Raw genomic sequence first — 8,958 nt, forward strand, 5'->3', positions numbered from 1 at the left:
GCGTATATCCGAACAAAGAACTGGCATTCTTCGACAGCCGCGCGTGGGTGCTTCCGGAGGACGAAGTAACGAACTACTTTCTGTGGCGGCAGCAGGATGCGACCAAAAATAGTATCTCGATGGTAGCTCAGGCGCATTTCCCACAAACTGAGCTTCAAGGACTCGATGGTAAGCAGTTGCAGGACAAGCTTTTCACCGAGAAGGGCATTAACTGGAATGAGCTTCCGGTTTGGAAAAAGCGCGGTGTTTGCATCACAAAGCAACCGATACAGGTAGGCGAAGTTGTTCGCAACCGGTGGGAGGTAGACCACGAGACGCCTGTGTTCTCGCAAGACCGATCCTATATAAATCAATACGTTTATTCCAATCAAYAACTGGATAAGGGTGAATAAGGATGGAAATGCTCTTATTCGTAGGCTTGCAAGCTGCGGGGAAATCCACATTTTTTAAGGAAAAATGGTACGATACTCATATGAGGCTCAATATGGATATGCTTCGAACTCRCCATCGCGAAGCGATTCTGCTTGACGCCTTATTGCATGCGAAGCAACCTTTCGTCGTAGATAATACGAATCCAACGGTCGAAGAACGCCAAGGATATATCGAGAAAGCGCGAGCGCATCAATTTAGTATTGTATGTTATTATTTCGTCCCGGATTATGCGGAGTCGATAAGACGGAATGAAGGACGAATAGGCAAAGCCAGAATACCCGATATCGGGATCAAAAGCGTCATGAAAAAACTCCAGCCCCCGACGTGGGACGAAGGATTTGACGATATCTATGAAGTCACTTCAATTGATGGCTTATTTACGATTGAAGTGAAAGGAGGGAAGCCTCAGCTTCCCGATTCACTCTGATATTATAACGGCTATAACGATGTTATAACCTTATCGATGATTCCGTATTCAAGCGCTTCTTCAGCGGACATGAACGTATCGCGGTCCATATCCTTTTCGATTCGTTCTATCGGCTGGCCGGTCCGTTCGGCTGCGATCGCGTTGAGCCTAGAACGAATACCAACAATCCGCTTCGCGCTAATGGCAATATCGCTTGCTTGACCTTGAGCGCCGCCATGCGGCTGATGGATCATAATCTCGCTGTTAGGAAGCGCGAATCGCTTGCCCTTAGCGCCGGCTAGCAACAGAATTGCAGCGAATGATGCAGCCAGACCGGCACAGATCGTATGCACGGGCGGCTTCAAATATTGCATCGTGTCGAAGATAGCAAAGCCGGCCGTCGTCGATCCTCCTGGGCTGTTGATGTATAACGATATCTCTTTGTCAGGATCTTCGGCAGCCAAATACAGCATCTGCGCGATTATGCTATTCGCTACCCCATCATCAATAGCTGATCCCAATATAATAATCCGATCCTTCAGCAGCCTCGAATAAATATCGTACGACCTCTCGCCGCGCCCCGTTTGCTCCACAACATAAGGTACATAAGAACTCATTTTTCATAACCTCCATATGGCTGTATTTTCGATTTCGATACGTAAACGAATGGCATGCGGCCGAAGATACGGTTAACAAAAATTTTTATTTGGCGTATCCTTATGATGAGTTCAATCGTTTACCATATAGAAGACACTATGAATGTAGGCGAGTTACCTTTATATTTAGCATTGAGCGCCAAGGAGGCTGGCACATCATGTCCATCAAGCACGTATGTTCTACGATAAGTGAAACGATTCATACAAATGAAATTCCAACGGAACAGCTGCACGCGACCRTACGCCGATATTGCTTGTCGATTACGAAATCCGGACATGATGCGGAGGATTTGGCTCAAGATACATGGCTCAAGGCTCTGCCCATTCTCGGGACACAAGGGCACAGCAACCCGGAAGCGCTTCTTCTGCGAATAGCAAAGACGACGTGGATCGATCAGACTAGACGGAAGGATGTCACCCTAAAGTTGCTGAAAAATCAATCCATGAGCGCTAATGGGGCCATAGTTGACAATAGCGACAGTCTCTTCGAGCTCGAGCAGCTGTTCCAAGCCTTGCTGAAGCATATGCCGCCCCTGCAAAGAACGGTGTTCATACTGCGTGATGTGTTTGATTACTCGACAAGCGAGACCGCACAATGGCTTCGTACGACCGAAGGTGCGGTCAAAGCAGCCTTGCATCGTGCGCGCCACACGCTGACGCAAGTGAAGCGCGAGCTGCTAGAAGATAAAATGGGCGAGTCTGGGAACAGCGAAACCGCCACGGATAAGAATTTCATTCAAGCGCTGGCTAATGCCTATCAGATGAGCGATATTGTGATGCTGATCGAGCTCATGCAACAGGAGCAGCTTGTACCGGCAGTGGTATCGAGTATCATTGGCAATCGTTTGCCGCATGCTAGAGGTCGAAGTCAGACTGCACATGGAGTGTATAGCTATGGAAGCAGTAGAACAGGCCTATTTATGGCCGCTTAGTACGCAATTTACAGCGAATACCGATTGACAACATCTTACTTGTCATGTAAGATTTGAACTGTTGCTGTTCGGCAAACAATCGCATATCAATCGTATAACCTCACAGCTAATGAGCTGGAACAGGGTGAGGGTCTCTACTGGAAGCCTATACTTCCTAACTACGAATTTCGGTTAATCCCACGATTAAACCGTATTCGGAGTTAGGATTTTTTGTTTGCGTACAAAAGGATAAAGCAGCAGCTAGAAGGGAGCATCAACTACGCATGAAGTATTTATTATCTGTATTTTTAGGAGCCGCGAGCTACGGCATTTTATCCACCATCGTCGTCTATGCATACGGCCAAGGCTATGAGCTTGGCGAAGTAGTAGGCAGTCAATTGCTAATGGGGTTTATTCTTGCTTGCGGATTAGCGTTATTTACGAAATGGAGGGAGCGTCTTCAGTTCAAAGGCAGAAATGTTACTGAAACGAAGACGCTCGTAGCACAGCTTACTTGGAAGCAGCGTCTGCTGCTCATGGCAGCAGGCATGCCGACTGCCGTGACGGGGCTGCTGTATTACCAATCGCTGAAGCATATACCGGCTTCGCTTGCCATTATTCTGCTTTTCCAGTTCACGTGGATCAGCATCGTTGCTCAAGCCGTTCGCCAGCGCAGACGGCCAAGCCGTCCTATGATGTTGGGTCTAGGCGTATTGCTTATCGGTACTTTGCTGGCTGCCGGCATACTTGAACAGGGCATGTCCCAATTCAATATCATTGGCGTCATCTTGGGATTGCTGTCCGCAATCAGCTATTCGTTATTCATATGGTTTAGCGGCAAAGCCGTTCCTAGCGCGCACCCCGCGTATCGCAGCGCATGGATGCTGGCTGGCGCACTGACGCTTGTATTCGTCATTTTCCCGCCAGCTTTTCTGTTCGATGGAACGTTGTGGGGAGGCTTGCTCGTCATCGGACTCTTGCTAGGCTTGTTCGGCGCATTCATTCCCCCTGTGCTGTTCGCGGTGGGTGTTCCGAGAATCGGAGAAGGGATGGCCGGTATTCTAGGCGCATCCGAGCTGCCTGTTGCGGTTATGATGTCTGCCTTCGTACTGAACGAGTACGTTAGTGTGCTCCAATGGACGGGCGTTGCGACCGTCCTAATCGGAATAGCTTTGCCTGAACTGTTAAAGCGGAAGCGCGGCAAAGGGAACAAGCAGGCTTATCACATCGCTTAATGACATTAATTATAGCGAGTTCATTTGCAAATTCGAGATGAACTCGCTATAATGGGTTTACTTTACAGACTGAAGGAGTCGAACGACATGTCCAATTTACTTCTGTTCGCACAACTTCATCATCACAAGCTGCGTTAGCACACCTGATCGAATATCAGGGCGGGCTAACGCATTTCGCGTTGGCCTCCCTGCGGCATAGCAACGCGCAGGACCAAGAGGTCCTGCGCGTTTTTTTATGTTCTCAATTAAACGAAAGGGATGAATGCTATGCAAAATGTAAAAGGTACGTACGATTATTACGGAGCGGAGCAAATCACGAGACAACGTGTGCAGCGTACGCTTGAGAAATGGTTTGAGCGCTACGACTTTGATCCAATGGTGACACMGATGCTGAATGAACAGTCGCTGCTGGCATCTAAATATGCAGGCGGCGATGAGATATTAAAGGAAATGTATCAGTTAAGCGACCAAGGAGGCAGATCGCTTGGGCTTCGGTATGATCTTACGATTCCATTCGCCAAGGTGGCAGCCCTGAATCCAGGGCTAATGCTTCCCTTCAAACGATATGAAATCGGAAAAGTGTTCCGCGACGGACCAGTGAAACGCGGACGACTGCGGGAATTTTTGCAATGTGACGCCGACATGATCGGCACGAAGGGTGCAGAAGCAGAGGTCCAGCTCATGCAGCTTGCGGCGGACGTATTTGCCGATCTGAATATCGATATCGAGCTGCGATGGAATAACAGACGGTTTTTAAGTGAGCTATTAGCTACAGCCGGTGTGCGTGAAGCGGAGGCATCCTCCATCATGCTTACGCTTGATAAAGCAGCCAAGATCGGCGCTGCAGGCGTTCAGGAGGAGCTTGCGGAGAAAGGACTTGCACCTCCCGTGAGGCAAACGATAGGGAGCTGGATAGAACGAAGCGATCTATCCTTCGAGGAGTTAGTCCGCACGACTGGGCTGGAGAAGTCGGAGGGAGCAAATGAGGTGATCGCAGTGCAATCCTTGATAACTGCAATGGGATTAGACGAATTATGCCGGTTCGACCCTTTCTTATCACGGGGCTTATCCTTCTACACCGGGACCGTTTATGAAATATTCGATCGCACTGGTCAATACTCGTCAAGTCTCGGAGGAGGAGGACGGTATGACGCGATTATTGGCAAGCTCATTGGAAGAGATGACATCGATTATCCGGCAGTTGGCATATCGTTCGGCATGGAGCCCATTATGGCTATATTGACAGAGAGGGGGGCCATTGAAGTCAGTCCTCCAATCTTACTATTGCCTATTGGGGATACGCTGTCCTATGCGCTAGAAACGGCGACTGAGCTTCGGCAAGCCGGGCTTCGAGTCCGCGTCGACGGGAACGGGCGCAAGCTTCGCAAAGCATTAGCCTCGGCTTCGGCAAGCGGCATCCGTTACGTCCTGTTGCTTGGAGAAAACGAGAAGTCGGCCGGAACAGCAACGATGAAGGATCTCGATACGTCGACTGAAACACAGTTAACATTGGCAGAAGTGATTGCAACGATTGGTAAAGATTATTTATAAAAAATGCTTTCTCTTTCGCCATCCTATAAAATGGAAGTATACTATGGTTGTCGGGCCGACGAATCACTAGGAAAGGAGTTGATCTATTTTGTATCACAACCTTGAGGTGATTTCCGTCTAGTAATAGACGGAAATCATCCATAAACGGGAGGCCGAAAGGCCTCCCCCTATTTTTTGTAATAACGAAAGAACACCTAAAAAAATAAATCTACAAATTTGAGAAATTTTTCTTGTAAGGTGAAAGTGCTTTCATTATAATCAATAAGTGCACGACACAAAATATGGAGATGAAAGGAGTCGAACAACATGCTGGGTGGTATGATGGTGGTTGTATATTAACTGAATATCTCCTAGTGCCGGAATCGTTCCGGTATCGATCTATGCTGCAAGGAAGCAGCGTTAGTCGAGCAAGCGGCAGAAGACTGCCGCGCAATTGGCATGTAGTACCCCGTTGCTGTGGAGGAATACCATCCACGGTTTTTTTTGTTCTAAAAAAAAGAATTTCAAATACGCGAAAGGAGGCAGTAAAGCAATGAAAAATGCTACAGCAGTAAAAATGAACAGTAACGCAAATACGACAAAATTGAACATGTTCGAGGAGGACGTTTATCGTGAACTACAAAAATGGGAGAGATGTGCTTCCCCCTAGCTTATTGAAAGAGCTTCAGAAATACATTCAAGGTGATCTGATCTATATCCCTAAACCATCGAATCAACGCATTGGCTGGGGCGAAGCAAGCGGTACGAGGAAGCTGCTCGCAGAGCGCAATGCCGAGATTTATTCCTTCTATACAAACGGCTGGACGGTTTCCGACCTAGAGCGCAAATATCACCTATCCGGCGAAAGCATTCGCAAAATAATCGTAAAGGCTCGTTAATGAGCCGCTTGCGAATGGGGGTGCTAAATTGTCGGTTTTAGAGAAATTACCAACTGCCATACAATCGAAGCTGAAGCACGAACCGCTGTTCAGCGGTAAAACGGATTTGCTTACCGATGGACATTTCGGCGAACAGYGGCTGACGATTACAGAACAGGAATTAATGCTTTGGAACGAAGCAGGCAAGCAGCAGTTATCGATCTCACTTAGTGAAGTAACAGATGCACGCGCCGCAGGCGGCGTTGGCGGCGGTATGCTCATGATCGATACCAAGAAAGGGCCAGTCGTTGCCGCTCGGTATACGGCTGCCCTGACAACGGTGTTCAGCTTCGCCGCCAAGCTCATTGGCGCTTTAGCCAAAGGTGAGGAACGGCCCGTCATCTCGGAGAAGGAATTTCCGAGATATTGTCCGAAGTGCAATAATCCGCTCTCCGAGGGCACTCAAGTATGCCCTCTATGCAAAAGCAACAAAAAAGTGATACTGCGTATGCTCAGCTATGCGTTACCGTATAAACTTCAGATGGCAGCAGCCGGGTTCCTGCTCGTCATCACGACATTGGTAGAGCTTATCCCGCCTTACTTGACGAAAGTAATGATCGATGATGTTCTTCAGTCGAAAGACACAGGTTCTATGCTGTTAATGGTTGTCCTTGGGCTAGGTGTAACGGCATTGCTCATGACCATTATGCAGACGGTACGAGGGCTTATCGGCGTATGGGTAGGTTCCAAATTGATGGGCGATTTGCGCAAAGACGTATACAGTTCATTAATGCGGCTTTCGTTAGCGTTCTTCGATCGAAGACAGACCTCTCAGTTCATCGGACGGGTGAACAGCGATTCGGAGGCTATGCGGCAATTCATGACCGACGGCGTCATTTGGGTAAGCGGCGAGTCGCTGCGCGTTATCGCGATCTTCATTATTATGTTCGGCCTCGATTGGAAGCTTACTTTGTATGCCATGCTGCCGATGCCGTTCATGGTTCTGGTGTCTATGAAGCTATGGCCGAAGATAGGCCGGCGGTGGTATCAGCAATGGCGGGCGATATTCAGACTGAACGTCCTGGTAGGCGATTCGTTGCAAGGTGTTCGGGTCGTGAAAGCATTCGGTCAAGAAAAGACGGAAATGTCCCGTTATGAGGTCGCGAACCGCGAGGTTGTCCGCCACAACATTAGAATTGAAGGTCTATGGCAAGGCATGTTCCCGTTATTCTCGTTCATTGCCGGCATCGGCACACTGCTCATTTGGTATAACGGCGGGCAATCTGTTATCCATAATGAGCTTCAGCTCGGTACACTAATGGCTTTGATCGCTTACCTGACGATGCTGTTCGGCCCGCTTCAATGGGTTAGCCAAATGATCAACTGGGCCAGCAATGCGCTTGCCGCAGCCGATCGGGTATTCGAGATCATGGATACGCCGTCTGAGGTGCCGGATGTGAAGGATCCAGCCGTAATAGGAACGATTGAAGGCCATGTGCGCTTCGATAAAGTGACATACGGTTATGAGAAACATCATCCGGTCATTAAGGACATTAACCTTGATGTGGAAGCCGGCGAAATGATCGGGCTTGTCGGTCATTCCGGCGCAGGCAAATCCACGTTCATTAATATGATCTGCCGCTTCTACGATACGGATGAAGGATCCATTTCTATCGACGGCATCGATCTTCGCCGTATAAGCCAGAGCGACCTTCGCAGGCAGATTGGCGTCGTGCTGCAGGAAACCTTCTTATTMGATGGTACGATTGCCGAGAATATCGCGTATTCCAAGCCAAATGCGACACCGATTGAAATTATGCAAGCGGCTAAGATTGCCAATGCGCATGATTTCATCGTTCGATTGCCGGACGGCTACGATACGAGGGTCGGCGAGCGCGGACATCGCCTCTCCGGCGGAGAGAAGCAGCGTGTATCGATTGCGCGAGCGATTATACATGATCCTCGCATCCTTATCCTGGACGAAGCGACGGCCTCTGTGGACACCGAGACGGAGCGTCAAATCCAGGAAGCGATCACGAGACTCATTAAAGGCAGAACAACGTTTGCCATTGCCCATCGTCTTTCAACGCTTCGCAACGCGAACAGACTTGTCGTTCTGGAGCGAGGCAAGATCGTCGAGGTCGGCACCCATGAAGAGCTGCTCGACAAGAAGGGTGCCTATCATAAGCTCGTCGAAGCGCAGCAGGAGCTGTCGAAGATTAAGGGGGTTGAAGGCTGATGGACGACAAATACAGCATCAAAGTGTTCGACCCCGAACATATTTTGTTCAGCAGGGGAGGCGGCGGCGTCTTTCAAGGCATCGTAGAAGGGAAGCCGTATGAGGAGTTGGTCATTCACCGCTCCTTCCCATTCCTGTATACGACACGTTATATATCGGTAAGAGATGTGAAGGGCGACGAGCTGGGCATCATCGAAGATATAGAGAAACTCGATGACGAAAGCAAGAGGGAGCTTGAGCAGGAGCTGCGATATCGTTATTTTCTCCCAACCGTTACAAGAGTCGATAGCGTGAAGCAAAAATCCGATCTATGGATATGGGAGCTTCAGACGAATCTCGGGCCGACGAGCATGGCGATGCGCAACCTGCACGAGCATTTACAGTTCCCAGGCGGCAATCGAGTCATATTGACCGATATCAACGGCAAGCGTTGCGAGATAGCCGATTGGCAAGAGCTTGACACCCATAGCCGAAGCCAACTGACCGATGTGTTATAAACGAAAACGAGCGAGCTTACCGCAATTTGCGGGCAGCTCGCTCGTTTCATTTTGCCTGCGCACGACTGTTAGTGCGGAGTCACGACAGGAAGATGAATCGTCGTTCTCGGATATTTGTAATCGTTTCTATAGCAATTGGTGTCATTATCATAGGAAGATTGAGAGAGACTATAG

Annotated in this window: 8 protein-coding genes and 1 pseudogene; 8 read left to right on the forward strand and 1 reads right to left on the reverse strand. The window is 49.0% G+C overall.

Annotated features, from left to right (window positions below):
- Positions 1 to 392: pseudogene (locus AB4Z33_RS29570) on the forward strand (tRNA(His) guanylyltransferase Thg1 family protein); the annotation flags it as partial.
- An 8-nt stretch (positions 393 to 400) separates the two neighbouring features.
- Entirely contained in the window at positions 401 to 859 is a 459-nt protein-coding gene (locus AB4Z33_RS29575; protein WP_442053345.1) for an AAA family ATPase, read from the forward strand.
- Positions 860 to 870: 11 nt separating this feature from the next.
- Here the strand turns inward: AB4Z33_RS29575 and clpP are convergent, their stop codons facing one another.
- A complete protein-coding gene (gene clpP / locus AB4Z33_RS29580) occupies positions 871 to 1,455 on the reverse strand; it encodes an ATP-dependent Clp endopeptidase proteolytic subunit ClpP (RefSeq protein ID WP_442053339.1) in 585 nt (194 codons plus the stop codon).
- A 197-nt stretch (positions 1,456 to 1,652) separates the two neighbouring features.
- Between clpP and AB4Z33_RS29585 the strand changes: the two genes are divergently transcribed.
- The 6 genes from AB4Z33_RS29585 to AB4Z33_RS29610 all read left to right on the forward strand — a co-directional run bounded on the left by AB4Z33_RS29585 (position 1,653) and on the right by AB4Z33_RS29610 (position 8,784).
- Positions 1,653 to 2,426, forward strand: a complete 774-nt coding sequence (locus tag AB4Z33_RS29585) for an RNA polymerase sigma factor (RefSeq protein WP_442053340.1) — start codon at positions 1,653 to 1,655, stop codon at positions 2,424 to 2,426.
- A gap of 263 nt (positions 2,427 to 2,689) precedes the next feature.
- Entirely contained in the window at positions 2,690 to 3,640 is a 951-nt protein-coding gene (locus AB4Z33_RS29590) for an EamA family transporter (RefSeq protein ID WP_442053341.1), read from the forward strand.
- Between the two features lie 267 nt (positions 3,641 to 3,907).
- Positions 3,908 to 5,191: a histidine--tRNA ligase gene (locus AB4Z33_RS29595; RefSeq protein WP_442053342.1), complete on the forward strand. Its 1,284-nt coding sequence runs from the start codon at positions 3,908 to 3,910 to the stop codon at positions 5,189 to 5,191.
- 611 nt (positions 5,192 to 5,802) lie between these two features.
- The gene (locus AB4Z33_RS29600) at positions 5,803 to 6,069 is read left to right on the forward strand and encodes a CD3324 family protein (RefSeq protein WP_337101319.1); all 267 of its coding nucleotides are present in this window, start codon (positions 5,803 to 5,805) and stop codon (positions 6,067 to 6,069) included.
- A gap of 28 nt (positions 6,070 to 6,097) precedes the next feature.
- Positions 6,098 to 8,287, forward strand: coding sequence for an ABC transporter ATP-binding protein (locus AB4Z33_RS29605; protein ID WP_442053343.1), 2,190 nt, complete (start codon positions 6,098 to 6,100; stop codon positions 8,285 to 8,287).
- The gene (locus AB4Z33_RS29610; RefSeq protein ID WP_442053344.1) at positions 8,287 to 8,784 is read left to right on the forward strand and encodes a DUF1854 domain-containing protein; all 498 of its coding nucleotides are present in this window, start codon (positions 8,287 to 8,289) and stop codon (positions 8,782 to 8,784) included. The genes AB4Z33_RS29605 and AB4Z33_RS29610 overlap by 1 nt, the downstream gene beginning before the upstream one ends.
- Positions 8,785 to 8,958: the final 174 nt, after the last annotated feature.

Origin of the sequence: Paenibacillus sp. 2TAB19 (assembly GCF_052115185.1) — a bacterium.
Lineage (GTDB): Bacteria > Bacillota > Bacilli > Paenibacillales > Paenibacillaceae > Pristimantibacillus.